Source organism: Sphingomonas carotinifaciens, from assembly GCF_009789535.1.
GTDB lineage: Bacteria > Pseudomonadota > Alphaproteobacteria > Sphingomonadales > Sphingomonadaceae > Sphingomonas > Sphingomonas carotinifaciens.
Map to the genome: position 1 here is coordinate 1,907,166 of NZ_WSUT01000005.1, position 25,330 is coordinate 1,932,495.

23 protein-coding genes and 1 pseudogene are annotated in these 25,330 nt (G+C 67.3%); 12 read left to right on the forward strand and 12 right to left on the reverse strand.

Features of this window, described 5'->3' with window-relative positions:
- Positions 1–27: 27 nt before the first annotated feature.
- The 3 genes from GQR91_RS11165 to mtaB are packed head-to-tail and all read right to left on the reverse strand — an operon-like array spanning position 28 to position 2,782.
- Complete coding sequence (locus GQR91_RS11165; RefSeq protein WP_235903915.1) at positions 28–648, reverse strand: septation protein A; 621 nt, start codon at positions 646–648, stop codon at positions 28–30.
- Positions 645–1,580, reverse strand: coding sequence for a signal recognition particle-docking protein FtsY (gene ftsY / locus GQR91_RS11170; RefSeq protein WP_112382524.1), 936 nt, complete (start codon positions 1,578–1,580; stop codon positions 645–647). The genes GQR91_RS11165 and ftsY overlap by 4 nt, the downstream gene beginning before the upstream one ends.
- Positions 1,577–2,782 (reverse strand): tRNA (N(6)-L-threonylcarbamoyladenosine(37)-C(2))-methylthiotransferase MtaB, encoded by a 1,206-nt coding sequence (gene mtaB, locus GQR91_RS11175; RefSeq protein ID WP_149681699.1) that lies wholly within the window; start codon positions 2,780–2,782, stop codon positions 1,577–1,579. Before mtaB ends, ftsY begins: the two co-directional genes overlap by 4 nt.
- Here mtaB and GQR91_RS11180 point away from each other — a divergent pair.
- Positions 2,781–3,356, forward strand: coding sequence for a DUF924 family protein (locus GQR91_RS11180; protein WP_149681698.1), 576 nt, complete (start codon positions 2,781–2,783; stop codon positions 3,354–3,356). The genes mtaB and GQR91_RS11180 overlap by 2 nt on opposite strands.
- On the opposite strand, the gene GQR91_RS11185 is transcribed toward GQR91_RS11180, so the two are convergent.
- Positions 3,331–4,869, reverse strand: coding sequence for a putative bifunctional diguanylate cyclase/phosphodiesterase (locus tag GQR91_RS11185; protein WP_149681697.1), 1,539 nt, complete (start codon positions 4,867–4,869; stop codon positions 3,331–3,333). The genes GQR91_RS11180 and GQR91_RS11185 overlap by 26 nt on opposite strands.
- 207 nt (positions 4,870–5,076) lie before the next feature.
- Between GQR91_RS11185 and ffh the strand changes: the two genes are divergently transcribed.
- The 4 genes from ffh to rimM are packed head-to-tail and all read left to right on the forward strand — an operon-like array spanning position 5,077 to position 7,663.
- Positions 5,077–6,579 (forward strand): signal recognition particle protein, encoded by a 1,503-nt coding sequence (gene ffh, locus GQR91_RS11190; RefSeq protein ID WP_112382520.1) that lies wholly within the window; start codon positions 5,077–5,079, stop codon positions 6,577–6,579.
- Positions 6,580–6,635: 56 nt separating this feature from the next.
- On the forward strand, positions 6,636–7,001 hold the full coding sequence (gene rpsP / locus GQR91_RS11195; protein ID WP_112382519.1) for a 30S ribosomal protein S16: 366 nt from the start codon (positions 6,636–6,638) through the stop codon (positions 6,999–7,001).
- Between the two features lie 58 nt (positions 7,002–7,059).
- Positions 7,060–7,197, forward strand: coding sequence for a hypothetical protein (locus GQR91_RS19545; RefSeq protein WP_235903914.1), 138 nt, complete (start codon positions 7,060–7,062; stop codon positions 7,195–7,197).
- A gap of 10 nt (positions 7,198–7,207) precedes the next feature.
- On the forward strand, positions 7,208–7,663 hold the full coding sequence (gene rimM / locus GQR91_RS11200) for a ribosome maturation factor RimM (protein WP_235903913.1): 456 nt from the start codon (positions 7,208–7,210) through the stop codon (positions 7,661–7,663).
- On the opposite strand, the gene GQR91_RS11205 is transcribed toward rimM, so the two are convergent.
- Positions 7,653–8,561: an NAD(P)/FAD-dependent oxidoreductase gene (locus GQR91_RS11205; protein ID WP_149681696.1), complete on the reverse strand. Its 909-nt coding sequence runs from the start codon at positions 8,559–8,561 to the stop codon at positions 7,653–7,655. The two genes, rimM and GQR91_RS11205, sit on opposite strands and share 11 nt — an antisense overlap.
- 149 nt (positions 8,562–8,710) lie before the next feature.
- Between GQR91_RS11205 and trmD the strand changes: the two are divergent.
- Positions 8,711–9,390, forward strand: a pseudogene (trmD, locus tag GQR91_RS11210) (tRNA (guanosine(37)-N1)-methyltransferase TrmD).
- Positions 9,391–9,406: 16 nt separating this feature from the next.
- Positions 9,407–9,799 (forward strand): 50S ribosomal protein L19, encoded by a 393-nt coding sequence (gene rplS / locus GQR91_RS11215; protein WP_112382516.1) that lies wholly within the window; start codon positions 9,407–9,409, stop codon positions 9,797–9,799.
- Between the two features lie 207 nt (positions 9,800–10,006).
- Here the strand turns inward: rplS and GQR91_RS11220 are convergent, their stop codons facing one another.
- The 4 genes from GQR91_RS11220 to GQR91_RS11235 all read right to left on the reverse strand — a co-directional run bounded on the left by GQR91_RS11220 (position 10,007) and on the right by GQR91_RS11235 (position 15,397).
- Positions 10,007–10,651 (reverse strand): peptidylprolyl isomerase, encoded by a 645-nt coding sequence (locus tag GQR91_RS11220; RefSeq protein ID WP_149681695.1) that lies wholly within the window; start codon positions 10,649–10,651, stop codon positions 10,007–10,009.
- Positions 10,652–10,954: 303 nt separating this feature from the next.
- Positions 10,955–12,988: an RNA polymerase sigma factor RpoD gene (gene rpoD, locus GQR91_RS11225; RefSeq protein WP_149681694.1), complete on the reverse strand. Its 2,034-nt coding sequence runs from the start codon at positions 12,986–12,988 to the stop codon at positions 10,955–10,957.
- The gene (dnaG, locus tag GQR91_RS11230) at positions 12,988–14,859 is read right to left on the reverse strand and encodes a DNA primase (RefSeq protein WP_149681693.1); all 1,872 of its coding nucleotides are present in this window, start codon (positions 14,857–14,859) and stop codon (positions 12,988–12,990) included. The genes rpoD and dnaG overlap by 1 nt, the downstream gene beginning before the upstream one ends.
- 85 nt (positions 14,860–14,944) lie before the next feature.
- Positions 14,945–15,397 (reverse strand): GatB/YqeY domain-containing protein, encoded by a 453-nt coding sequence (locus GQR91_RS11235; protein ID WP_149681692.1) that lies wholly within the window; start codon positions 15,395–15,397, stop codon positions 14,945–14,947.
- A gap of 137 nt (positions 15,398–15,534) precedes the next feature.
- Here GQR91_RS11235 and carA point away from each other — a divergent pair, with 137 nt between their 5' ends.
- The 4 genes from carA to GQR91_RS11255 all read left to right on the forward strand — a co-directional run bounded on the left by carA (position 15,535) and on the right by GQR91_RS11255 (position 21,333).
- Entirely contained in the window at positions 15,535–16,728 is a 1,194-nt protein-coding gene (carA, locus tag GQR91_RS11240; protein ID WP_149681691.1) for a glutamine-hydrolyzing carbamoyl-phosphate synthase small subunit, read from the forward strand.
- 80 nt (positions 16,729–16,808) lie between these two features.
- Complete coding sequence (gene carB / locus GQR91_RS11245; protein WP_149681690.1) at positions 16,809–20,141, forward strand: carbamoyl-phosphate synthase large subunit; 3,333 nt, start codon at positions 16,809–16,811, stop codon at positions 20,139–20,141.
- A gap of 77 nt (positions 20,142–20,218) precedes the next feature.
- Positions 20,219–20,695 (forward strand): transcription elongation factor GreA, encoded by a 477-nt coding sequence (greA, locus tag GQR91_RS11250; protein WP_112382511.1) that lies wholly within the window; start codon positions 20,219–20,221, stop codon positions 20,693–20,695.
- 5 nt (positions 20,696–20,700) lie between these two features.
- Positions 20,701–21,333: a rhomboid family intramembrane serine protease gene (locus tag GQR91_RS11255; protein WP_235903912.1), complete on the forward strand. Its 633-nt coding sequence runs from the start codon at positions 20,701–20,703 to the stop codon at positions 21,331–21,333.
- 122 nt (positions 21,334–21,455) lie between these two features.
- Here the strand turns inward: GQR91_RS11255 and GQR91_RS11260 are convergent, their stop codons facing one another.
- On the reverse strand, positions 21,456–21,677 hold the full coding sequence (locus GQR91_RS11260; protein ID WP_112382510.1) for a DUF4170 domain-containing protein: 222 nt from the start codon (positions 21,675–21,677) through the stop codon (positions 21,456–21,458).
- Between the two features lie 112 nt (positions 21,678–21,789).
- Positions 21,790–22,719, reverse strand: a complete 930-nt coding sequence (locus tag GQR91_RS11265) for a cell wall hydrolase (RefSeq protein ID WP_174236599.1) — start codon at positions 22,717–22,719, stop codon at positions 21,790–21,792.
- A gap of 149 nt (positions 22,720–22,868) precedes the next feature.
- On the opposite strand from GQR91_RS11265, the gene GQR91_RS11270 reads away from it, so the two are divergent.
- Positions 22,869–23,972: an NADH:flavin oxidoreductase/NADH oxidase gene (locus GQR91_RS11270; protein ID WP_149681689.1), complete on the forward strand. Its 1,104-nt coding sequence runs from the start codon at positions 22,869–22,871 to the stop codon at positions 23,970–23,972.
- A gap of 41 nt (positions 23,973–24,013) precedes the next feature.
- On the opposite strand, the gene xylA is transcribed toward GQR91_RS11270, so the two are convergent.
- Positions 24,014–25,324 carry a xylose isomerase gene (xylA, locus tag GQR91_RS11275; protein WP_149681688.1) on the reverse strand — a complete coding sequence of 437 codons (1,311 nt, stop codon included), beginning with the start codon at positions 25,322–25,324 and terminating at the stop codon, positions 24,014–24,016.
- Positions 25,325–25,330: the final 6 nt, after the last annotated feature.

Here is a 25,330-nt window from a genome sequence, read left to right on the forward strand (position 1 = left end):
CAGGATCACCTGTGCGCCCCCTTTTCCTTATTCGGGCGGAATGTCGCCGACGGGCTTCTCGCCTGCGCTCAGGCCGTTGCGCATCAGCATCGGGATGTTGGCGAGCGCGAAGCCCAGCGTCAGCGGGATCGCGCCCCACAGCTTGAAGCCCACCCAGAAGTCCCAGGTGCTGGAGCGCCACACCACCTCGTTCAAAACCGCCATGAAGGCGAAGAAGATCGCCCAGTTGCGCGTCACCTTGCGCCAGCCGGTCTGGGTCAGCCCGGCATAGACCGAACCGAGCAATGCTTCGAGCAGCGGTCGGCCGGTGATCAGGCCATAGGTCAGGATCGCCGAAAAGGCGGTGTAGACGATGGTCGGCTTCATCTTGATGAAGCGCTCGTCGCGGAAATACAGGGTCAGCGCGCCGAACAGCAGCACCAGCGCGCCCGACAGCCACAGCATGGTCGACACGCGGCCCAGCTTGATCCGGCTGACGATCATCGCGACCACGGTCGCGGCCATGAACACGCCGGTGGCGATCAGCACGCGGGTCAGCGGACCGGCGGGGGCAAGGAAGTTGACCGCGAAGAACAGCAGCAGCGGCCCATACTCCAGCCCCAGCTTCAGCCCGGCCCGGTCAGGCGCACCGTCCCGCGCCGCGGTCACTTGCGGCCTCCTTCGATGCCGGCAATGATCCGGCTGACCTCGCTGGCGTCGAACGGGCGCAGGTCGGTCATCCCTTCACCGACGCCGATCGCATGGATGGGCAGGCCGTAACGCTCGGCCGCCGCCACCAGCACGCCGCCGCGCGCGGTGCCGTCCAGCTTCGTCATGACCAGCCCGGTGACGCCCGCCACGTCCTTGAACACCTCGATCTGATTGAGCGCATTCTGGCCCGTCGTCGCGTCGAGCACGAGCACGATGTCGTGCGGCGCCTCCGGGTTCAGGCGGCCGAGCACGCGGCGGATCTTGGCGAGTTCGTCCATCAGCTCGCGCTTGTTCTGCAGGCGCCCGGCGGTGTCGACGATCAGCACGTCGATGCCCGTCGCGGTGGCCTGCTTGACCGCCTCATAGACGATGCCGGCCGCGTCGCCGCCTTCCTTGCCCGAGACGATCGGCACGCCCACGCGCGCCGCCCAGGTGGCAAGCTGGCCGATCGCGGCGGCGCGGAACGTGTCGCCCGCGGCCAGCATCACGCCGTAATCCTGCTCCATGAACAGATGCGCCAGCTTGGCGATGGTGGTGGTCTTGCCCGATCCGTTGACGCCGATGACGAGGATCACCTGCGGGCGCGGAAACGCGTCGATCTCCAGCGGGGTGGCGACCTTCGCCAGCGCCTTTTCCACCTCCTCGGCGACGACGAGGCGGATGCCCAGATCCTCCATGTTGCGCTCGAACGTGCCCTCGGCCAGCCGCTGGCGGATATGGCCGGCGGTCTCCGGCCCCAGGTCGGAAGCGATCAGCGCCTCCTCGATATCGTCCAGCGTCGGCTCGTCCAGGCGCGCGCCGCCAAGCCCGGCGAGATTGCCGACCAGCCGGTCGGAGGTACGGCGAAAGCCGCCCAGCAGCTTTTCGTGCCAGGAGGGGGATGTGCTCATAGACGCGTTCCGATGAGATGGGTGTCGGTGGCGCCGGTCACGCGGACCGGGGCGATGGTGCCGGGCGGGGCCGGGGAATCGAGGTGCACGGTGGCAAAGCCGGGGGTGTGACCGGTGGTGCCGGGGCGTTCGACCAGCACCTCCTGCCGGCTGCCGACCTGAGCCGCCAGCCATGCCGCGCGCGCGCGGCCCGCGGCGTCGCGCAAGGCGGCGGCACGCGCGCGGCGCAGGTCGTGCGGCACCTGCGGCATGCGCGCGGCGGGCGTGCCGGTGCGCGCGGAATAGGGAAAGATATGGGCATGGACGATGCGACAATCCTCGACCAGTGCCAGCGTATCCGCCGCCATCGCGTCATCCTCGGTCGGGAAGCCGGCGATCAGGTCGGCGCCGATCGCGATCTCCGGCCGGCGGGCGAGCAGCCGCTGGACGATCTCCACCGACTGCGCCCGGCTGTGGCGGCGCTTCATCCGCTTGAGGATCAGGTCGTTGCCGGCCTGCAGCGACAGGTGCAGGTGCGGCATCACCCGCGCCTCGCCCGTCACCAGATCGAACAACCGCGCGTCGATCTCCACCGAATCGAGCGACGACAGCCGCAGGCGGCGCAGGGCCGGCACGAAGGTCAGGATACGTTCGACCAGCGACCCCAGGGTCGGCCGGCCGGGCAGGTCGTGGCCATAGCTGGTCAGGTCGACGCCGGTCAGCACGACCTCGTTATGGCCGGCATCCACCGCACGTGCGATCTGGTCCACCACGCCGCCCGCGGGCAGCGAGCGGCTGGGGCCCCGCCCGGCGGGGATGATGCAGAAGGTGCAGGCATGGTCGCAGCCATTCTGCACCTCGACAAAGGCGCGGGCGTGTTGGCCGAAGGCCACCGGCCGGGTCGCGGAGGGCAGGGCGCCCCAGCTTTCCGGGCGCAGCTTGTCCGGGTTGCGCACCACGCGCGACACCTCGGGCATGGCGGTGAAGCTGTGCGGGTCGATCTCGGCCGCGCAGCCCGTGACCACGATGCGCGCCCCCGGCCGCGCGCGGGCGGCGCGGCGGATCGCGGCACGTGTCTGCTTGACGGCTTCATTCGTGACGGCACAACTATTTACCACGACGGTGTCCTCCGTCGCGCCGAGCAGCGCACGGATCGTTTCGCTCTCGGCGATGTTGAGTCGGCAACCCAGGCTGACGACCTCGGGCGCAGGAGAAGCGGACATGGATGGCGATCTAGGAGCGCGCGGCGCAATAGTCCATGAAGACGCGCAAAGCGTGTTGGCATTCTGGTTCGCGCTGACGCCGGAACAGCATTTCGGCAAGGATGCGGAGCTGGACGCGGCGTTGACCGAGCGGTTCGGCGCGCTGCGCGATGCGGTGCTGGCGGACAGCGCGGCGGAGTGGCGGGACGACCCGGAAACCTTGCTGGCGGCGATCATCCTGCTCGATCAGGTGTCGCGCAACATGTACCGGGGCGATGCGCGCGCCTATGACGGCGACACGCTGGCGCTGGCGCTGACCATGGAGGCGATCGACAAGGGCTGGGACATGCGCCTGCCACCGGAAAGGCGCGTGTTCCTCTACATGCCGTTGATGCATGCCGAATCGCTGGCCGTGCAGCATCTGAGCGTCCGCAAGTTCGAGGCGCTGGGCGTGGAGGAAAATCTGCGCTTCGCGGTCGAGCATCGCGACGTGATCGCCCGGTTCGGCCGCTATCCCAGCCGCAATGCGGCGCTGGGCCGCGAATCGACGCCCGAGGAACAGGCCTATCTCAGCCAGCCAGGCGCGGGCTGGTAAGCCCCGGCCCCGGCGTCACCACCGCGCGGGACAGCAGATGCCGTTCGGCCAGCAGCCGGCGGATATCGGGCAACGCCATCGGCTCGCCGTACAGCGTACCCTGCGCCTGGACGCAGCCCAGCATGCGCAGCCGCTCGGCCAGATCGGCGTCGGTGACCCCCTCGGCCGTGGTCGGCAGGTTCAGGCTGTCGCCCAGTTGCACGATCGCCTGCACGATGGCGGCGCGCTCCGCATCCGCGCCCATCGCCTGCACATAGGTGCGGTCGATCTTGATCCGGTCGAAGGGCAGGGCGCGCAGATGCGCCAGGCTGGAATAGCCGGTGCCGAAATCGTCCAGCGCCAGGCCGATGCCCTGGTTCTTCAGGCTGGCGACGATCGACTGGGCCAGCGGCAGGTCGGCGAGCAGCGCGCGCTCGGTAATCTCCACCTCGACCCGGTGGGCCGGAAAGCCGGTTTCGGTCAGGATCTTGATGATCTTTTGCGCCAGCCAGGCATCCTGGAACTGCGTGGCGGACAGGTTGATCGCCAGCTTGAGCGAAGGGTCCCAGTCGCGTGCGGCGGCAAAGGCCTGACGCATCACGGCGAGCGACAGGTCGCAGATCAGCCCCGTCTCCTCGGCGATGCCGAGGAACTCGCGGGCCGGCAGGATGCCGCGCTCGGGATGGTGCCAGCGCGCCAGCACCTCGAAACCGACGAGACGCCCATTGCCCAGATCGACCTGCGGATCGAAATGCGGCACGATCTCGCCGCGCTCGATCCCGGCACGCAGTGCGGCGACAAAGGCGGCGCGGTCACCCAGCGCCCGCTCGATCTCGGGCGTGAACCAGGGCTGGCCACGCGTTCCCTGTGCCGATGCAGTCAACGCCATGTCCGCCTGGCGGAGCAGCGTGTCGAGCGATTCCTGGCCGGTGTCGCGCGCCAGACCGAAGGTGACGCTGGCCTGCACCTCCATGCCGTCGCGGCGGATCGGCTGCACCAGCCGTACCGCCAGGCGATCGACGATGCGCTCGACCCGTGCCGCGTCGCCGGGGGCGAACGCCATCACCGCGGCGAAGCGATCCCCCTCCAGCCGCGCGACGAGCGCGGACCGCGGCAGTTCGTCGTCCAGAAGGGCTGCAACATGGCGCAGCGCCAGATCATGCGCCTCGCGCCCCTGCGGCCCGGAAATGGCCCGCACCCGGTCGATATCCAGGCGAAGCAGCGTCGGGACCTTGCGGCGGCGGCGCGCGGCATCGATCAGGGCGGCGGCACCGGTGCGGAACGCATCGCGATCCGGGGTCGGGCTCGTCCGGTGGAACGAGGGGAGGCGCGGCACGCTCGCCGGCATCGATCGATAGACGAGGCCCAGGCCGATGGCAGCGGCGATCAGCACCATCAGCGCCAGGCCACCATAGCCGTTCACCGCGCAAAACACCGCAATCGCCAGCAGCGCCGTGCCCGTCGCCAGCCCGGCGGCGAAGATCCGCGCTGGGCCATGCGCCGTATCGGCCACGATGATCGGTTCGTCTCCCACGCCGGTTTTCCTTGCACGTCAGCGATGTAGAAGAGGTTAACCGGGTGGTGTTCCCCGCCTCGCTTGCGCCGACCCGTGTTTTGGCGTAGATGGCCGGCCACGTTCCGTCACGGAATGCGAATTTGCGCGCCCGAGGGTGCACGCTGGCCGGCGAGGTTTCGCCCGCCGGCGCTTTTGCGTTTGGTGATATTTGGATTGGAGTAGGCGATGTTCGAGAGCTTGAGCGACCGGCTTGGCGGCGTTTTCGACCGTCTGCGTGGCCGTGGCGCGCTGACGGAGGCGGATGTCCGCACCGCGATGCGCGAAGTGCGCGTGGCCTTGCTGGAAGCCGATGTCGCGCTGCCCGTCGCGCGCGAATTCGTCGACAAGGTCACCGAACAGGCGATCGGCCAGAACGTGCTGCGCTCGGTCACGCCGGGGCAGCAGGTCGTCAAGATCGTCCATGACGCGCTGGTCGCGATGCTGGGCGCGGACGAATCCTCGCTGGCGCTGGACGTCACGCCGCCCGCCATCGTGATGATGGTCGGCCTGCAGGGCTCGGGCAAGACGACCACCACCGCCAAGATCGCCAAGCGCCTGTCGGGTCGCGAGCGCAAAAAGGTGCTGATGGCGTCGCTCGACGTCAATCGCCCGGCCGCGCAGGAGCAGCTGGCGACGCTGGGCACCCAGGTCGAGGTGGCGACGCTGCCGATCATCCAGGGCCAGCAGCCCGTCGACATCGCGCGGCGCGCGATCCAGGCGGCCAAGCTGCAGGGCTTCGACGTGCTGATGCTCGACACCGCGGGCCGCCTGCACGTCGATCAGGCGCTGATGGACGAGATGAAGTCGGTCGCCGAGATCGCCCGTCCGCAGGAAATCCTGCTGGTGGTCGACTCGCTGACCGGTCAGGACGCGGTGAACGTCGCGACCAGCTTCTCCGAACAGGTGCCGCTGACCGGCATCGTGCTGACCCGGATGGACGGCGATGCGCGCGGCGGCGCGGCGCTGTCGATGCGCTCGGTCACCGGCAAGCCGATCAAGTTCGCGGGCACCGGCGAAAAGCTGGACGCCCTGGAGGGCTTCCATCCCGAGCGCGTCGCCGGTCGCATCCTGGGCATGGGCGACGTGGTCAGCCTGGTCGAGCGGGCGGCCGAATCGATCCAGGCCGAAGATGCCGAGCGCATGGCCAAGAAGATGGCCAAGGGTCAGTTCGACATGGACGACCTGCGCGGTCAGCTGGCCCAGATGCGCCGCATGGGCGGGCTGGGGGCGCTGGCCGGCATGATGCCGGGCATGAAGAAGGCGCAGAACGCGCTGAACGATGCCGGTGGCGACAAGATCCTGGTGCGCATGGACGCGATCATCACCTCGATGACGGTGAAGGAGCGCGCCAAGCCCGAGGTGATCAACGCCAAGCGCAAGATCCGCATCGCCAAGGGGTCGGGCACCACGGTGCAGGAGGTGAACAAGCTCCTGAAGATGCACCAGGAAATGTCCACCGCCATGAAGAAGATCAAGAAGATGGGCGGCCTGAAGGGCATGATGTCGATGCTCGGCAAGGGCGGCCTTGGCGGGCTCGGCAATGCGCTGGGCGGCCCGCAGATGGGCGACATGATGACCAAGGCGGGCGGTGGCCTGCCGGGTCTGGGTGGCCCGGGCGGCATGGGCAGCGGCCCGGATGGCATGCCCAAGCTCCCCGCCGGTTTCGAGAACCTCTTGAAGAAGAAGTAACCCCGGCCTCGGCCGGATCACCATCATCATCCAGTTAGAAACGAAGGACGAACATCATGGCACTTTCCATTCGCCTGTCGCGCGGCGGCTCCAAGAAGCGCCCCTATTACCGCATCGTCGTGGCCGATGCGCGTAGCCCCCGTGACGGCAAGTTCATCGAGAAGATCGGCAACTACAACCCGCTGCTCGCCAAGGACGACGAGAAGCGCATCGTGCTCGACGCCGAGCGTGCGAAGCACTGGCTGGCCAATGGCGCGCAGCCGACCGACCGCGTCGCCCGCTTCCTGGACGTGGCCGGCGTGAAGGAGCGCGCCGCGCGCAGCAACCCCAAGAAGGGTGAGCCGGGCGAGAAGGCCAAGGAGCGCGCCGAGGAGCGTGCCGAGAAGGCCAAGGCTGCTGAAGAAGCCACCGCCGAAGCATAAGCATCGGTTTGCCATGGTCATGCGTTTGCCTCTTCCCTTCGTGTGAGAGGAAAAGCGCATGACCATGATCGACCCTGATCCCCGGACCGACCGCGATGACGACGAAGATGCCACCAACCAAGGCGTCTCCACGACGGACCCAGCCGAAGGCGGCGACGACGCCCCCGACGGCGACACCGGCTCGCCCCAGGCCTGACGGTGCCGTCGTGCTGGCCGTCGTCATCGGCGCCCATGGCATCGGTGGCGAGGTCCGGCTGAAGGTGTTTGCGGACGACATGTCCGCTTTCACCACCTTCAACGATGGCACGCTGACGCTGAAGTCGTTGCGGCATGGTTCGAACGGCGCGATCGCCCGCTTCGCGCAGGTGAGCGATCGCAATGCCGCCGAGGCCTTGCGCGGTACCGAACTGACGGTGCCGCGTGACGCCCTGCCTCCGCTGGAGGAGGGTGAATATTACCACGCCGATCTGCTCGGCCTGCCCGTCGTCGCCGACGATGGCGAGGCGGTGGGTCACGTTGTCGCGATCGAGGATTTCGGCGCGGGCGACGTGATCGAGATCGAATGGCCCGATGGCCGCCGTTTCATGGTGCCGATGAAGGTCGAGGCGGTGCCCGAATGGGACGCGAACCGCCTGATCGTCACGCGCGCCTTTATCGCCTGATCGGGCGCTGCTCGCTCAACAGGTTGCGGATCGTCGTTGCCGCGACCCCGGCCTCGCCCATGGCGTGGCTGATCTGATCCAGCCCCTTGACCACATCGCCCGCCGCGAACAGGCCGGGGATGCTGGTGCGCTGATGATCGTCCACCTCCAGGCATCCTTCGTCGGTGGCGCGCGCGCCGGCCGCGACGGCCAGATGCGACCGGATGCGGCTGCCGAGCGCGGGGTAGATGCTGTCGAAGCGCATCCGCCCGGCCGCGGTATCCAGCGCCAGCTGCTCCCCCTCGATCGCCCAGCCGCCGCATGGCCCGTCCACCCGCACGACCCCCGCCTCGTCCAGCGCCCGCGCACATGCCTCGTCCAGCATATGCTCCGCCTCCGGCGCAATCAGCGTAACGTCCCGGGTGAACCCTCGCAGGAACAGCGCCTCGCGCATGCCATGATCGCTCGTCCCGATCACCGCGACACGCATGTCCGTCACCTCATACCCGTCACACACGGGGCAATAGCGCAGCAACCCACGCTCCAGCGCCGGATCGTGCACCTCGGGCAGCAGGCTCTTCGGACGATGGTTCACTACCCCCGTGGCCAGAAGAACGGTACGCGCCCCATAGGCCCCCTGATCGGTCACCACGCGGAACCCCGGGCCGTCCCGTTCGATGGCCGTTACCCGCGCCGCTTCCCGCCGGGCGCCGTAACGCTCCGCCTGTGCCAACATCGCGGCCAACAGGTCCTTGCCGCTGATCCCGTCGGGATAGCCGGCATGGTTGTGCGTGCACGGGATCATCGCCGCACGACTCGACCCGCTGTCGAACAGGCGGATCGATAAATGGAACCGGGCCAGATAGATCGCCGCGGTCAGGCCGGCCGGCCCGGCGCCGATGATGATGCAATCGTCCATGGCGGGCCAAAGCGCCGGAGCGGGATCATCGTTCCTTGTTATACGGCGTCCATGTATGGCACGCATGATCTGCATGCTGACCTTTCCTGCCTGAAACGAACGCCGTGACCCCGATTTTCCACGCCACCATCCTGACACTATATCCCGAGATGTTTCCCGGACCACTCGGGCACAGCCTGGCTGGACGTGCGCTGCGCGAAGAGCGTTGGGCCTGCGATGCCGTGCAACTCCGGGATTTTGCGACGGACAGGCATCGGTCGGTGGATGATACGCCGGCGGGGGGCGGGGCGGGGATGGTGCTGAGGGCCGATGTGATGGCCGCGGCGGTGGATGCGGTGGCGGACGAGGGGCGGCCGGTGCTGGCGATGACGCCGCGGGGGCGGCCGTTGAACCAGGAGCGCGTGCGCAATCTGGCGGCGGGGCCGGGAGTGACGATCCTGTGCGGGCGGTTCGAGGGGTTCGACGAGCGTCTGTTCGAGGCGCGCGACATCGAGCAGGTGTCGATCGGCGACTATGTCCTGTCGGGCGGCGAGATGGGCGCGCTGGTGCTGCTCGACGCTTGCGTTCGCCTGCTTCCAGGGGTAATGGGCGCGGCTTCGAGCGGAGACGAGGAAAGCTTCGAAAGCGGCCTCCTCGAATATCCGCAGTACACCCGGCCCGCCATGTGGGAAGGGCGCACGATCCCCGAAGTGCTGCGATCGGGGGATCATGCGAAGATCGCCGCCTGGCGCCATGCCAGGGCGTGCGACGATACACGGTCACGGCGGCCGGACCTTTGGGAGCGTCATGAGGGCGCTCGGGTCGGTCGCCCTCTGGCGCGCGGCGATGATTGAGGACGTTTGTTTATGAACCTGATCCAGCAGCTCGAAGCCGAGCAGATCGCCAAGTTCAACGAGACGAAGAAGATCCCCGAATTCCGCCCCGGCGATACGCTGAAGGTCGGCGTGAAGGTGGTCGAGGGCGAGCGCACCCGCGTCCAGAACTACGAGGGCGTGTGCATCGCGCGTTCGAACAAGGGCATGGGCTCGTCGTTCACCGTGCGCAAGATCAGCTTCGGCGAGGGCGTCGAGCGCGTCTTCCCGCTCTACTCGCCGAATATCGATTCGATCGACGTCGTCCGCAAGGGCGCGGTTCGTCGTGCGAAGCTCTATTATCTGCGTGGCCGCACCGGCAAGTCGGCGCGTATCGCCGAGCGCCGCGACACGCGTCCTGCCAAGGGCACTGCCGCCGCGGAGTGATCCCGGCACAGGCCTTGGCCTGAATGGAAAAGGGCGTGGAAGTTTTGGCTTCCGCGCCCTTTTTTCGTGGGCGCGTTCAGGGCGGACTATGCTGAGACTGGTTTACCCCCGTCCAGGCGGATCAAGCATAGTCGAAGGCGAAGCGCGGGTGGCTGTGCTTCGACTGCGCTCAGCACGAACGAGTGTTGGGTTGAACTCAGCATATTATCATCGGCCGCCGATGTTGATGAGCCAGGGCTTGGGCTGGCCGGTCGGTTTCGGCCGCCCGTCGAGCCGTTTGGCGGAGACGAGGCCGACGGGCTTCAGGATCATCTGCCCCTTGAAGGCATCCATGCCGCCGCCCGATGGCTTGGCGAGGATGCGCTTCACCGTCTCCATGCCCGCCACCACATGGCCGAACGCGGCATAGCCCGCATAGCCGGGGCGGGCGTCCATCGCGGGCGCCGGCCCGACGGTGATGAAGAAATTGCCGCCGGCCGAGGCCGGGGTCTGCCCACGCGCCATGGAGATCACGCCGTCTGTGTGGCGGATGCCGGTCTTGGCGGTCGTCTCTAGCGGGAAGGGGGGCAGGATGCGGCGGGCATCGGTGCGGATGCCGCCCTGGACGAAGCCCTTTTTCGGATCGGCCTTGCCGCGTGCGGCGCGGTAGAAGGTGGTGCCGTCGAAGCGGCCGTCATCGACATAGGCGAGGAAATTGGCGCTGGTCGCAGGGGCGCGGCGCATGTCGAGGGCGACGACGATGGGCCCCTCGGTGGTGTTGATCTGGACGCGGACGAAGCCGGGCTTGGGGGTGTTGGTGGGGGTGGCGGCGGATGCCAGCAGCAGGGGGAGTGCGAGGAGGATGCGCTTCATGAGGAGCGCCGTAGCGGGGTGAGGGTGGGAGAAAAACCCCTCTCCCCTCCGGGGAAATGGCGGGGCCCGTCGCGAAGCGATAGGGGGTGAGGGGGTTTCCAGCAGCGTGGCACTGCTTGGCGGCCCCTCACCCCGACCCTCTCCCCGGAGGGGAGAGGGAGAAGAAAAAGTTCCTCGCCCCTTTGGGGAGGGGGCGGGGCCTGTAGTGCAGCGACGGGAGAGTTAGGGAATTCCAGCAGCGTGGCACGGCTTGGCGGTCCCTCACCCCGGTCTCTCCCCGGAGGGGAGAGGGAGTAGTGCAGCTTACTGGTCCAGGAACGACCGCATTTTGCGGCTGCGGCTGGGGTGCTTCAGCTTCCTGAGCGCCTTGGCCTCGATCTGGCGGATGCGCTCGCGGGTCACCGAGAATTGCTGGCCGACCTCTTCCAGCGTGTGATCGGTGTTCATGCCGATGCCGAAGCGCATGCGCAGCACGCGCTCTTCACGCGGGGTGAGCGAGGCCAGGACGCGGGTGACCGTTTCCTTCAGGTTCGCCTGGATCGCGGCGTCCACCGGGATGACGGCGTTCTTGTCCTCGATGAAATCGCCGAGATGCGAATCCTCCTCGTCGCCGATCGGCGTTTCGAGGCTGATCGGCTCCTTGGCGATCTTCATCACCTTGCGCACCTTCTCCAAGGGCATGGAGAGGCGCTCCGCCATTTCTTCCGGCGTGGGCTCGCGACCCTGCTCATGGAGGAACTGGCGGCTGGTGCGGACCAGCTTGTTGATCGTCTCGATCATGTGGACCGGGATGCGGATGGTCCGCGCCTGATCCGCGATCGAGCGGGTGATCGCCTGCCGGATCCACCACGTCGCATAGGTGGAGAACTTGTAGCCGCGGCGATATTCGAACTTATCCACCGCCTTCATCAGGCCGATATTGCCCTCCTGGATCAGGTCCAGGAACTGAAGGCCACGGTTCGTGTACTTCTTGGCAATGGAGATGACGAGGCGCAGGTTCGCCTCGACCATTTCCTTCTTGGCGATACGCGCCTCGCGTTCCGCCTTCTGCACCATGTTGACGATGCGGCGGAACTCGGTGAGGGCCATGCCGGTCTGCTGCGCGATCTCGCCCATTTCCGAGCGGATGCGGTCCACCGTCGTGGCCTCGTTGGCAGCGAAATTGCCCCACTTCTTGTCCAGCCCGCGCACCGCATCCAGCCAGCTCTCGTCGAGCTCATGGCCGAGATAGCGGTCCAGGAAGTCCTTGCGGTTGACCTTGTGACGCTCGGCCAGACGCAGCATCTGCCCGGCCAGCGCGGTCAGGCGGCGATTATAGGCATAAAGCTGGTCAACCAGATATTCGATCTTCTGGTTGTGGAACTGCACGCTCTCGACCTCGGCGGTCAGCTCCTCGCGCAGCTTGTGATACTTCTTCTCGTCGGCCGCGGACAGGTCGTCGCCGCCCGCCATGGCGTCGAGGCGGCTCTGCTGGACCTTGGAGAATTTTTTGTAGAGCGCGGTGATGTTGGCGAACTTTTCCAGCGCCTGCGGCTTGAGCGTTTCCTCCATCTGCGCGAGGCTGAGGGTGTTGTCCTCCTCCTCGTCGTCCGAGGGACGCGGCGCGCGCCGTTCGGTCATGTCGTCGTCATCGTCGGAGGAGACCTCTTCGGGTTCTTCCTCTTCCTTGAATTGCGGGCCGGCGTTCTTGGCGCTGATCTCGCCCGAATCGTCGTCCTCGTCGTCGGACAGGTCGCCGGGGCCGGCATCCTTGGACAGCATCGCGTCGAGATCGAGGATCTCGCGAAGCTGCATCGTGCCTTCGTTGAGCGCGGTCGACCAGTCGATGATCGCGTTGAAGGTGATCGGCGATTCGCACAGGCCCAGGATCATCGTGTCCCGGCCCGCCTCGATCCGCTTGGCGATCGCGATCTCGCCCTCGCGCGACAGCAGCTCGACGGCTCCCATCTCCCGCAGGTACATGCGGACCGGATCGTCGGTGCGATCAACGGTTTCCTTCTTCTTGGTTTCGAGCGCGGGCGCGGCGCCATCGGACTCGCCGTCGACGGCCTCCGCCTCGTCGGCGGAATCCTCCTCGGCCTCGCCGTCTTCGCCGGCTTCCTCGTTCTCGACGATGTTGACGCCCATCTCGTTCAAGGCGGACATGATGTCCTCAAGCTGGTCGGAGGACATCTGGTCCTGCGGCAGCGCCTCGTTCAACTGGTCATAGGTGATGTAGCCGCGCTTCTTCGCGCGCGCGATCAGCTTCTTGACCGACGCATCGTTCAGGTCGATCAGCGGCGCATCGCCCGTTTCCGTGGTGTCGGTCGTGTCCGCCGCCATATTCGCCTTCGCCATCAATTGCCCTCGGATCCCATCGCACGGGCGTCTTCGTTCGACTGCACCAGATTTGCAAGTCGATCCTCCAACGCCTGTTTTTCCCTCACCAATGCCACCTGCCGTTCGAATGCGTCCGCGGTGAATTCGGACTGCATCGCCTGCGTCGCCTCCGCCAGCATCGTGTCGACCTCGGGCCGTGCGATCAGGATCGCAATGGCTTCGTCCAGGTCGGCACGGGCACGGCCGTGGTCGGCGGATCGCTGCGTAAACGAATATGGCATCGTATCGGCCCTCAGCAGTTCGCTTGCGACTGTCTCGAAACCGGACCGCGCCAATATGGTGACGAGCCGCCCGCTATCAAGCGGGTCCTGTCCGCGCTGATCCTCCAGCGCGACATCGACCACCGCTTCGAACAATCGGCCCAGCGCACCGTCGACCAGCCGCAGCGATCCCAGCACCTCCATGTGCCGGGCGATTTCGGCCGGGTGGCGGATCAGTCCGGCCAGCACCGCCTTGGCCAGTACCCGGTCGATCCCCGCTGCCCGGAACGCCTTGGCATCCTCGGTCACGGGCAGGGGCGGGGGCTTCCACGGGCCGGTGCGCTTCTGGAACGGCACGAATGGTTTCTTGGCCGGGCGGAAATGTTCGTCGGCGCGGCGGCGGAATTCGGAGAGATATTCGAACTTCACACCCTGGTCGGCGATCGTGCCGGCCAGTTCGGACAGTCGCTGCTTCAACCCGGCGCGCTGTTCGGGTGTGTCGAGCGGTTCGGCCGCCATCTCGCTCTGCCAAAGCCGGTCGACCAGCGGCTGGGCACTGGCCAGCAGTTCCTCCATCGCGCCCGCACCCCTGGCACGGACCAGATCGTCGGGGTCCTGCCCTTGCGGCAGGGTGACGAAGGACAGGCTGCGCCCCGGCTGGAGCAGCGGCAGCGCGCGGTGCGCGGCGCGGATCGCGGCCTTCTGACCCGCGGCGTCGCCATCGAAGCACAGCACCGGCACCTCGACCATGCGCCACAGCTTTTCCAGCTGGTGTTCGGTCAGCGCGGTGCCGAGCGGGGCCACCGCCTCATGGATGCCGACCTGCGCCAGCGCGATCACGTCCATATACCCCTCGACCACCAGCACGCGGCCGGACTTGCGCACCGCAGGCGCGGCGCGATCGAGATTGTAGAGCGTGCGCCCCTTGTCGAAGAGCGGCGTGTCGGGGGAATTGAGATATTTCGGCTCGCCATCGCCGATGATCCGGCCGCCGAACGCGATCACCCGGCCGCGCTGGTCCCGGATCGGGATCATCAGCCGGCCGCGGAAACGGTCGTAAGGCTCCTTGTTCTCGACGCTGATCAGCAGGCCGCATTCGATCAGCGCGGGCGCGCCATAATCCTTGAGCGCGGCCTTGAGCTGCCCACGGCTGTCCGGCGCGAAGCCCAGGCCGAAGGCGCGGGCGGTGTCGGGGCGGATGCCGCGCTTGTCCAGCACGCCGCGCGCTTCCGATCCGGACAGGCCGCCCAGTTGCTCGGTAAACCAGGTCGCAGCGTCGCCCATCGCATCGTGCAGCCCGCGCGCGCGTTCCGCCTTTTCGGCGGCGCGGCGATCCTGCGCCGGCATCTCCAGCCCGGCCGCCTGTGCCAGTTCCTTGACCGCATCGATAAAGGGCAGGCCGCGCTGGTCGGTCATCCAGCGGATGGCGTCGCCATGCGCGGAGCAGCCGAAGCAGTGATAGAAGCCCTTCTCGTCGTTGACGTAGAAGCTGGGCGTCTTCTCATTGTGGAACGGGCAGCAGCCCTTATGCTCCCGCCCCGCCTTGTGAAGCTTGACGCTCTTGCCCACGAGCGCGGACAGCGTCGTCCGGGCGCGGAGCTCGTCGAGGAATTGCGGGGTCAGGCTCATGGCAACCCGCTGATTATATCATGCCCCTTTTGGCGGGAGGGGGCAAGCGGCGATGCCCCCTCGATCAGTGCGCTTTTGCGCGGCCTTACGCCAGTGCCGCCTTTACCAGCCCGCTGGCCTTCGCCATGTCGAGGACGGCGGCGTGGCGCGCCTTCAGCTCGGCCATGACGCGGCCCATGTCCTTCATGCCGGTCGCGCCGATCTCCGCCTTGATCGCCTCGATCGCGGCGCGCGTCTCGTCCTCGCTCAGCGTTTGCGGCAGGAAGCGTTCGATCACCGCAACCTCGGCGCGCTCGGCGTCGGCGAGTTCCTGGCGGTTGCCGCTTTCGTACATCGCGATCGATTCGCGACGCTGCTTGACCATCTTTTGCAGCACCTCGATCACCAGCGTATCGTCGTCGGCGGGCGCGCCGCCGGTGCGGACTTCGATGTCGCGGTTCTTGATCGCGGCCTGGATCAGGCTGATCGCCGCGCGGCTTTCCTTGTCGCCGGCCTTCATGGCGGCCACCTGCGCGGCCTTGATGTCGTCGCGAATCATCGTCTCGTCTTTCGCCAAAACGCGGACGATAGCTGGGCGGGCCCGCCCCGTGAACCGGTTGACGTGGGGGCCGATGGGGTCTAGCGGGCGGCACTTAGCGACATCGCCGACCAACCAACATGGAGTGCCCGCCGATCATGGCCGACGCCAAGCCCTTTGCCATGCCCGACAAGCCCGAGGGCGCGACCGGGGTCCTCGTTCTGGCATCCGGTGAGGTGTTGTGGGGCCGCGGCTTCGGCGCCGAAGGGGAAGCGGTGGGCGAAGTCTGCTTCCACACCGCGATGACCGGCTATCAGGAGATCATGACCGATCCGTCCTTTGCCGGGCAGATCATCACCTTCACCTTTCCGCATATCGGCAATGTCGGTGCCAACCCCGACGATATCGAGGCGGATGCGCCGCATGCGCTCGGCATGATCGTGCGCGAGGACCCGACCGCGCCGTCCAACTTCCGCGCGATGGAGAACCTGTCCGGCTGGATGGCGCGGCATACCCGCATCGGCCTGGCCGGCATCGACACGCGCGCGCTGACCCGGCGCATTCGCGGCGGCGGCGCCCCCACCGGCGTGATCGCCCATTCGGCGGCCGGCGTGTTCGACCTCGACGCGCTGCTGGCGATGGCGCGGGGCTGGCCGGGGCTGGAGGGCATGGACCTTGCCAAGGGCGTGTCGACCCAGCTGCATTATGGCTGGGGCGAGACGCGCGAGGGTGGCGTGTGGCGGCTTGGCTTCGGCTATGGCGGGATCGAGAACGCCGATCGCCCCCATGTGGTCGCGATCGATTACGGCTCCAAGCACAACATCTTCCGCAATCTGGTTCAGGCCGGCGCCAAGGTGTCGGTGGTGCCGGCGACCGCCAGCTATGACGAGATCATGGCGCTGGAGCCGGACGGCATCTTCCTGTCGAACGGTCCCGGCGATCCGGCGGCGACCCGCGACTATACCGTGCCCGTGATCCGGCAGTTGCTGGAAACGAGCAAGCCGCTGTTCGGCATCTGCCTGGGCCACCAGTTGCTGGGGCTCGCGGTAGGCGCGAAGACCACCAAGATGTTCCAGGGCCACCGCGGCGCCAACCATCCGGTCAAGCGCCTGTCCGACGGCGCGGTCGAGATCACCAGCATGAACCACGGCTTCGCGGTCGAGCGCGAGACGCTGCCTGCCAATGCACGCGAGACGCATGTGTCGCTGTTCGACGGGTCGAACGCGGGACTGGAGCTGACCGACCGGCCGGCGTTCTCGGTGCAATATCACCCCGAGGCGAGCCCGGGGCCGCAGGACAGCTTCTATCTGTTCGAGCGGTTCGTGGGGGCGTTGCGGAGCGATCGGGGCTGATCCGGTTGCGCAGCTTTCCGGCCTGAACGGTCGACTATCATCGGAATAATCGGCGGCCCACCGCCGTTGAAGGGGCAATCATGCCAAAACGCACGGACATCTCCTCCATCCTCGTAATCGGCGCGGGGCCGATCGTCATCGGCCAGGCGTGCGAGTTCGATTATTCGGGCACGCAGGCGATCAAGGCGCTGAAGGAAGAGGGCTATCGCATCGTCCTGGTCAATTCGAACCCGGCGACGATCATGACCGATCCGGATCTGGCCGATGCGACCTATGTCGAGCCGATCACGCCCGCCATCGTCGCCAAGATCATCGAGAAGGAACGGCCCGACGCCGTTCTGCCGACGATGGGCGGCCAGACCGCGTTGAATACCGCGCTGGCACTATTCCATGACGGCACGCTGGAAAAGTTCGGCGTGACGATGATCGGTGCCGATGCCGAGGCGATCGACAAGGCCGAGGACCGGCTGAAGTTCAAGGACGCGATGACCAAGATCGGGCTGGAAAGCGCCCGCTCCGCCATCGCGCACAGCGAGGCCGAGGCGCTGGAAGCGCTGGAAAAGGTCGGCCTGCCCGCGATCATCCGCCCCAGCTTCACGCTGGGCGGCACCGGTGGCGGCGTCGCCTATAACCGGGAGGAATTCCTGGCGATCGCGCGGGCGGGGCTGGATGCTTCGCCGACGACCGAGGTGTTGATCGAGGAGTCGCTGCTCGGGTGGAAGGAATATGAGATGGAGGTGGTCCGCGACCGGGCGGACAACTGCATCATCATCTGTTCGATCGAGAATATCGATCCGATGGGCGTCCATACCGGCGATTCCATCACGGTCGCGCCCGCGCTGACGCTGACCGACAAGGAATATCAGATCATGCGCAACGCCAGCATCGCGGTGCTGCGCGAGATCGGGGTGGAGACGGGCGGATCGAACGTCCAGTTCGCGGTCAATCCGAAGGACGGCCGTCTGGTCGTCATCGAGATGAATCCGCGGGTTTCGCGGTCTTCGGCGCTGGCGTCCAAGGCGACGGGATTTCCGATCGCCAAGGTGGCGGCCAAGCTGGCGGTCGGCTATACGCTGGACGAGATCGAGAACGATATCACGGGGGCGACGCCCGCATCGTTCGAGCCGACGATCGACTATGTGGTCACCAAGATCCCGCGCTTCGCCTTTGAAAAGTTCAAGGGCGCCGAGCCGGTCCTGTCCACCGCGATGAAGTCGGTGGGCGAGGTGATGGCGATCGGCCGCAACATCCATGAATCCATGCAAAAGGCGCTGCGCGGGCTGGAAACCGGCCTGTCCGGCTTCAACCATGTCGAGCATCTGGTCGGCGCGCCGCGCGCCGAGATCGAGGCGGCGCTGGCCCGCGCGACGCCCGACCGGTTGCTGGTCGCGGCGCAGGCGCTGCGCGAAGGCTTCACCGTCGCCGAGGTGCACGCGATCGCCAAATATGATCCGTGGTTCCTGGAGCGGATCGCCGAGATCGTCGCGGCGGAGGCCGAGGTGATGGAGCATGGCCTGCCGATCGACGCACCCGGCATGCGCCGCCTGAAGGCGATGGGCTTTTCGGACAAGCGGCTGGCGTGGCTGGCGCTGCAATCGGCCAATCTGCGGGGCATGACGCGCGGCATCGCGCGCGGATCGGGGCTGATCCACGAGGTCGTCAAGGCGATGACCGGCGGCGTCACCGAAGAGGAAGTGCGCGAGCATCGCCAGAAGCTGGGCGTGCGACCCGTCTTCAAGCGGATCGACACCTGCGCCGCCGAGTTCGATGCCAAGACGCCGTACATGTATTCGACCTATGAGGCGCCGACCTTTGGCGAGCCCGAGGACGAGGCGCAGCCCTCCGACCGGCGCAAGGTGGTGATCCTGGGCGGCGGCCCGAACCGGATCGGGCAGGGGATCGAGTTCGACTATTGCTGCTGCCACGCCTGCTTCGCGCTGGCGGATGCGGGCTATGAGACGATCATGGTCAACTGCAATCCGGAAACGGTGTCGACCGACTATGACACGTCCGACCGGCTGTATTTCGAGCCGCTGACCACCGAGGACGTGCTGGCGATCCTGGACGTCGAGAAGAGCCGTGGCGAGCTGGTCGGCGTGATCGTGCAGTTCGGTGGGCAGACGCCGCTCAACTTGGCGCGCGGGCTGGAAGCGGCCGGCATCCCGATCCTGGGCACCAGCCCGGCCGCGATCGACCTGGCCGAGGACCGCGAACAGTTTGCCGCGCTGGTCGACCGGCTGCGCCTGTTGCAGCCGGCCAACGGCATCGCCCGCAGCCGCGAGGAGGCGCTGATCGTCGCCGATCGCGTCGGCTATCCGGTGCTGATGCGCCCCAGCTTCGTACTGGGCGGCCGGGCGATGGAGATCGTCGACGGCCCGGCACAGCTTGAGGATTATATCCAGACGGCGGTGCAGGTGTCCGGCGAGGCGCCGGTGCTGATCGACCAGTATCTGCGCGACGCGATCGAGGTCGATGTCGATGCGCTGTGCGACGGCGACGATGTCGTCGTGGCGGGCGTGTTGCAGCATATCGAGGAGGCGGGCGTCCATTCGGGCGACAGCGCCTGCTCGCTGCCACCCTACAGCCTGCCGGCCGAGATCATCGCCGAGATCGAGCGGCAGACCGAAGCATTGGCCCGTGGCCTGAACGTGCGCGGCCTGATGAACATCCAGTTCGCGGTCAAGGACGACAAGGTCTACCTGATCGAGGTGAACCCGCGCGCCAGCCGCACCGTGCCCTTCGTCGCCAAGGCGATCGGCACGCCCATCGCCAAGATCGCCGCGCGCGTGATGGCGGGCGAGAAGCTGGCCGACCTGCCGAAGATCGACCGGCATATCGACTATTATGCGGTAAAGGAGGCGGTCTTCCCCTTTGCCCGCTTCCCCGGCGTCGATCCGGTGCTGTCGCCGGAAATGAAGTCGACGGGCGAGGTGATGGGGATCGACCCCGATTTCACCACCGCCTTCGCCAAGTCGCAGCTCGGCGCGGGTACGGTGCTGCCCAAGGGTGGCGCGGTGTTCGTCAGCGTCAAGGACACGGACAAGCCGCACATCGTCGGCGCGGTCCGCGATCTGGTCGAGGCGGGCTTCGCGATCGTCGCGACCGGTGGCACCGCGGACTATCTGGAGCGCGCCGGCCTGCCGGTCGAGCGGGTGAACAAGGTGGCGCAAGGGCGGCCGCATATCGTCGACCGGATCAAGGACGGCGGCATCGACCTGATCTTCAACACCACCGAGGGCTGGCAATCGCTGAAGGATTCCAAGCCGATCCGCGAGGCGGCACTGGGCCAGCGCATCCCGTACTTCACCACCGCACCGGCCAGCGTGCAGGCCGCGCGCGCGATTCGCGCGGGCGATTCGGGTGGCCTTGAAGTGCGCCCCCTGCAATCCTACTATCCTCCTTCGCACAACTGATCCCGACATGAGACGATGATGTGCGAGCGGGCCCCGCGGGGGGCCGCTCGGGGATATAGGAATTGGGGACTAGTATTATGGCGACCGTCGAAAAGATGCCGATGCTCCAGGAGGGCTATGAAAAGCTCACCGCGGACCTGAAGCGTCTGAAAGCCGAACGCCCCCTGATCGTCGATGCGATCGAGGAAGCACGTGCGCACGGCGATCTGTCGGAAAATGCCGAATATCACGCCGCCAAGGAACAGCAGGGCCAGAACGAAGCCACGATCAGCGATATCGAGGACAAGCTGGCGCGGGCGCAGATCATCGATCCCAAGGAGCTTTCGGGCGACAAGGTCGTGTTCGGCGCGACCGTGACGCTGCTGGACGAGGACGACAAGCCGGTGACGTACCAGATCGTCGGCCAGACCGAGGCGGACGCCAAGACCGGGCGGATCAGCTACAACTCGCCGCTGGGTCGCGCGCTGATCGGCCGCAAGGTGGATGACGAGGTGGAAGTGTCGGTGCCCGCGGGCGAGCGCTACTACCTCGTATCCAAGATCGACTTCATCTGAACGCGGTGGACTGGAGCCAGGCACGCGCCACCGCGACGATCACCATCGTCACGCTGGTCGCGTCGCTGCTCATCCTGGCGATGAACCTGCTGCCGGAGGCGGCGGTGGGCGGCGGCTTCATTCCGCTGCGCTTCGACGCCGCCGTGCCGCCCGATGCGGGCTTTCCGGTGCCGGCGATCCTGACGCCGCTGACGGCCACCCTGATCCATGGCGGGTTCGCGCATGTCGCGCTGAACCTGCTGATGCTGGTCTATTGCGGTGGGCAGGCGGAGCGGGCGGTGGGCGCGCGCGGGATCGTCCTGCTGTACGTTGCCGGCGCGTTTGCCGCGGCACTCGGCCAATATCTGATGGACCCGGTGTCGCATGTGCCGATGATAGGGGCGAGCGGCGCGATCTCCGCGGTCGTCGGCGCCTATGCGCTGCTCTATGGCCAGCGTCGTGCGCAGGCAGTGGCGGGCGTGTCGGCGGATGTGGTGCATGTGCTGTGGCTGGCCGCGGCGTGGATCGGCATCCAGTTGCTCGTCGGGCTGGCCGGGTTCGGCGGCACGACGATCGCGATCGGCGCGCATATCGGGGGCTTCATCGCCGGACTGGCGCTGGCCCGGCCGCTGCTGCTCTGGCGCTATCGCGGGGCCTGACGGATCATGCGTGATATCTGACGCATAGATCCGTTCGGCCTGAGCGAAGTCGAAGGGCCAAGCGCTGGTGGCCGTGCTTCGACTTCGCTCAGCAGGAACGCTTCACGTTCAAGCGCGAAGCCTTACGCCAGCGGAAGCTGCGGCTCCAGCAGGCGGTGGAGGTGGACGACCACGAAACGCATCTCGGCATCGTCGACGGTCCGCTGGGCCGCGGCGCGCCATGCCTTTTCGGCGCTGGCATAATCGGGGAAGATGCCGACCACTTCCAGCTTGGAGGGGTCAACGAAATCGAGCGTCTGAGGGTCGCTGACGCGGCCGCCGAAGACGAGATGCAGCTTGCTCACATGTATCTCCTGATGATTGCGGCTTCCCTAGCGGCAAGGGGCGGCGGATTGAAGGGCCTAGAGTCGGTCGCAAATGCGCGGGTGACCGTGGTTCGCGGCGAGGCGTCCGGCCTCAGGTCGGACTTTCCTCCTCACCGATCACGGCCCCGGCATCCTGCATCGCGGCCGGCGCCGGGACGCCGCGATGGATGCGCACGCCGCCGCTCTGCTGGACGGGGGCCTTGCCCTGGGCGACCAGCGTCTGCCCGCCACGATGGATGGTGACGCCGCCGGTGCGCTCGACCTCCTCGGCCAGCACGGTGGCGATCTGCGGCTCGGCCGCTGGCGTCAGGAGGGGCGGCGTGCTGCCCGGCTCCACACCGGCATAGCTTTGCCGAAAGGCCAGCGCGCGCTCCATGCCGCCGCGCCAGCGATAGAAGATATGCGCACCCACCGTGCCGATCCGCGACAGGCTGGGAGCCCACCAGGGCAGGATCGCGCTGGTGTGATAAAAGGTGGCCGAGCCGACCGGGTCATAGACCAGACCCGCCAGCGCCCCGCGGGCGACGGCCTCGGCTCTGGCCCATGCACCCGGCTCGCGTCGCCGGTCCATCGATCCGTCGCACACGAAGCTGAACTGGCATCCGCGCGACGAGCGCTGATAGACGACGCCGCAGACGCTGCGCGGGAAAGCCCGGTCGCGTACCCGGTTTAACACCACCTGCGCCACCGCGCGCTGGCCGTCGACGGGTTCGGAGCGTGCCTCGTAATAGACCGCGGCAGTCAGGCAGTCGGCGGCGCGCGCCGCATCGTCCGCGCTTGCCGCCTGGCCCGAGAAGGGCGGGGCGGGGGCGAGCGCCGCTGCGGGCAGCGCGGCGGCTTCGGGTGCGACGGCATCGGCGGGTACGTCCAGCGCCAGTTCGCGCAGCAGCGGCTGCGCGGCGAGCGGTGCGGACGGCGCCGCCGCCGCGTCGCGCGCCGCCCGTGGCTGCGGCACGCACGAGGTGGCGGCCGCGAGCAGGACCCCGGCGCGCGCAAGGGACGGAAGATGGCGGTGCCTCACCCGCCCGCCTTATTCTCCAGCCGGTTAGAACGAGGTTAAGGCGCGCCCGGCCGTGTCGGGCCTATCGCAACGTCCGCCGGCCCTGAACGGTTGTGGCGCGGAAGCGACCGGCCGAACCATCCGGCGCAGTGCAATCATCGGAGACCCGCATGGCCAATCCCGCCCTGTTCCAGCCCCTGTCGCTCGGCGGCATGGCGCTGCCCAACCGCATCGTCATCGCCCCGATGTGCCAATATTCGGCGCAAGACGGCTGCATGACCGACTGGCACCTGATCCATCTCGGCCAGCTTGCCCTGTCGGGTGCCGGCCTGCTGACGATCGAGGCGACCGCGGTCGTCCCCGAAGGTCGTATCACCTGGGCCGATGTCGGCCTGTGGGACGATGCGACCGAGGCGGCGATGGCGCGCGTGATCGAGAGTGTCCGCCGCTGGTCGGACATGCCGATCGCGATCCAGTTGGCGCATGCCGGGCGCAAGGCGTCGACCGAGCGGCCCTGGGACGGCGGCGCGCAACTGGCCCCGGATCATGCGCATGGCTGGCAGACGGTCGCCCCCTCGGCGGTGCCGTTCGAGGCCCATGAAGTGTCGCCGGTCGCGCTGGATCGCGACGGACTGGCGCGGGTGCGTGACGCCTTTGCGGAGGCGGCGAAGCGGTCGGCGCGGCTTGGGCTGGATGCGGTGCAGTTGCACGGTGCGCATGGCTATCTGCTCCACCAGTTCCTGTCGCCGCTGTCGAATCGGCGCGACGACGATTATGGCGGCTCGCTGGAGAACCGGATGCGTTTTCCGCTGGAGGTGTTCGATGCGGTACGCGCGGCCTTCCCGGCGGACAAGCCGGTGACGATGCGCGTGTCCGGCACCGACTGGGTGGAAGGCGGCTGGGATGTCGAACAGACCATCGCCTTTTCACAGGCGCTGGAAGCGCGCGGCTGTGCCGCGATCCATGTATCGAGCGGGGGCCTGCACCCGGACCAGAAGATCCCGGTCGGCCCCAATTACCAGGTGCCGCTGGCCCGCGCGGTGAAGCAGGCGACGACCATGCCCGTCGTCGCGGTCGGCCTGATAACCGGCTACGAACAGGCCGAGGCGATCGTGGCGACCGACGACGCGGACATGATCGCGCTGGCCCGCACCATCCTCTACGATCCCCGCTGGCCGTGGCATGCCGCGGCCGAGCTGGGCGCGCAGGTCAAGGCCGCGCCGCAATATCTCCGCTCGCAGCCCCGCCGGTTCAAGGACCTGTTCGGCGAATGAGGAAGGCGGCGGCGCCCCGTCACGGGCGCCGCCAACGCGGCCTATTGGAAGCGGTTGAGCAGGTTTTCGATCCGCTCCTGCCGGCCGGAGCGGGGGCGGGGGTCGATCGCGCGCGCTTCCGCCAGGTCGGCGATCCCGGCCAGGTCGAGTGCGGCGATCGCCTGGCCGAATTCGCCGTCCCAGCCGGCATAGCGCTCCGCCTTGATCGCATCCAAGCGGCCGTCCTCGATCAGCGCGGCGGCGTTCAGCAGGCCCTTGGCGACCGTGTCGATCCCGCCGACATGACCGTAGAACAGGTCGACCGGCTCCATCGACTGGCGCCGCACCTTGGCGTCGAAGTTGAAGCCGCCGGTGGTGAAGCCGCCCGCGCGCAGGATCTCCAGCATCGCCAGCGTCATCTCCTCGACCGAATTGGGAAACTGGTCGGTGTCCCAGCCATTCTGGTGATCGCCGCGATTGGCGTCGATCGACCCGAAGATGCCCAGCGCACCCGCGGTCGCGATTTCGTGTTCGAAGGTATGGCCGGCAAGCGTCGCATGGTTCGCCTCGATATTGACGCGAACCTCGTCCTCCAGTCCGTAGCGCTTCAGGAAGCCGTACACGGTGGCGGTGTCGAAGTCGTACTGATGCTTGGTCGGCTCGTGCGGCTTGGGCTCGATCAGGATCGTGCCCTTGAAGCCGATCTTGTGCTTGTGCTCCACCACCAGCGTCAGGAAGCGGCCGAGATTGTCCAGCTCGCGACCGAGATCGGTGTTGTGCAGCGTTTCATAGCCTTCGCGACCGCCCCACAGCACATAGTTCGCGCCGCCCAGGCGATGCGTCGCCTCCAACGCGTCGCGCACCTGCATCGCGCCGAACGCGAAGACCTCCGGGTCCGGATTGGTCGCGCCGCCCGCCGCGAAGCGCGGATGGCCGAACAGGTTCGCCGTGCCCCACAGCAGCTTGCGGCCGGACGATCCTTGCAGCTGCTCCAGATGATCGACCGCTTCGGCAAACAGGCGGCGATGCTCGGCGACGCCGTGCGCATCGGCCATCACGTCGACATCGTGGAAGCAGTAATAGGGTATGTCGAGCTTGGAGAAGAAGTCGAACGCCACCTCGCGCTTGCTCGCCGCCGCCGCGCTGTCGTTCGCGCCGCGGTGCCAGGGCCGGTCGAAGGTGCCGCCGCCGAACACGTCCGACCCCGGCCAGCAGAAGCTGTGCCAGAAACAGGCGGCAAAGCGCAGATGGTCCTCCATCCGCTTGCCCAGCACCATCCGGTCCTTGTCGTACCAGCGATAGGCGAGTTCATTGTCCGTATCGGGACCTTCATAGCGAATCGTCGGCACGTCGGCGAAGAAGTCGGTGGCCATTGGCTG

What these genes read in the sequence shown, in the direction of transcription:
- GQR91_RS11235 (WP_149681692.1), bottom strand. Translation starts at nt 15,397, where the DNA reads ATGATTCGCGACGACATCAAGGCCGCGCAGGTGGCCGCCATGAAGGCC.
- rplS (WP_112382516.1), top strand. Translation starts at nt 9,407, where the DNA reads ATGAACCTGATCCAGCAGCTCGAAGCCGAGCAGATCGCCAAGTTCAAC.
- rpoD (WP_149681694.1), bottom strand. Translation starts at nt 12,988, where the DNA reads ATGGCGAAGGCGAATATGGCGGCGGACACGACCGACACCACGGAAACG.
- GQR91_RS19545 (WP_235903914.1), top strand. Translation starts at nt 7,060, where the DNA reads ATGACCATGATCGACCCTGATCCCCGGACCGACCGCGATGACGACGAA.
- greA (WP_112382511.1), top strand. Translation starts at nt 20,219, where the DNA reads ATGGCGACCGTCGAAAAGATGCCGATGCTCCAGGAGGGCTATGAAAAG.
- GQR91_RS11205 (WP_149681696.1), bottom strand. Translation starts at nt 8,561, where the DNA reads ATGGACGATTGCATCATCATCGGCGCCGGGCCGGCCGGCCTGACCGCG.
- dnaG (WP_149681693.1), bottom strand. Translation starts at nt 14,859, where the DNA reads ATGAGCCTGACCCCGCAATTCCTCGACGAGCTCCGCGCCCGGACGACG.
- carA (WP_149681691.1), top strand. Translation starts at nt 15,535, where the DNA reads ATGGCCGACGCCAAGCCCTTTGCCATGCCCGACAAGCCCGAGGGCGCG.
- mtaB (WP_149681699.1), bottom strand. Translation starts at nt 2,782, where the DNA reads ATGTCCGCTTCTCCTGCGCCCGAGGTCGTCAGCCTGGGTTGCCGACTC.
- GQR91_RS11220 (WP_149681695.1), bottom strand. Translation starts at nt 10,651, where the DNA reads ATGAAGCGCATCCTCCTCGCACTCCCCCTGCTGCTGGCATCCGCCGCC.
- rpsP (WP_112382519.1), top strand. Translation starts at nt 6,636, where the DNA reads ATGGCACTTTCCATTCGCCTGTCGCGCGGCGGCTCCAAGAAGCGCCCC.
- ftsY (WP_112382524.1), bottom strand. Translation starts at nt 1,580, where the DNA reads ATGAGCACATCCCCCTCCTGGCACGAAAAGCTGCTGGGCGGCTTTCGC.
- xylA (WP_149681688.1), bottom strand. Translation starts at nt 25,324, where the DNA reads ATGGCCACCGACTTCTTCGCCGACGTGCCGACGATTCGCTATGAAGGT.
- carB (WP_149681690.1), top strand. Translation starts at nt 16,809, where the DNA reads ATGCCAAAACGCACGGACATCTCCTCCATCCTCGTAATCGGCGCGGGG.
- GQR91_RS11180 (WP_149681698.1), top strand. Translation starts at nt 2,781, where the DNA reads ATGGATGGCGATCTAGGAGCGCGCGGCGCAATAGTCCATGAAGACGCG.
- GQR91_RS11270 (WP_149681689.1), top strand. Translation starts at nt 22,869, where the DNA reads ATGGCCAATCCCGCCCTGTTCCAGCCCCTGTCGCTCGGCGGCATGGCG.
- ffh (WP_112382520.1), top strand. Translation starts at nt 5,077, where the DNA reads ATGTTCGAGAGCTTGAGCGACCGGCTTGGCGGCGTTTTCGACCGTCTG.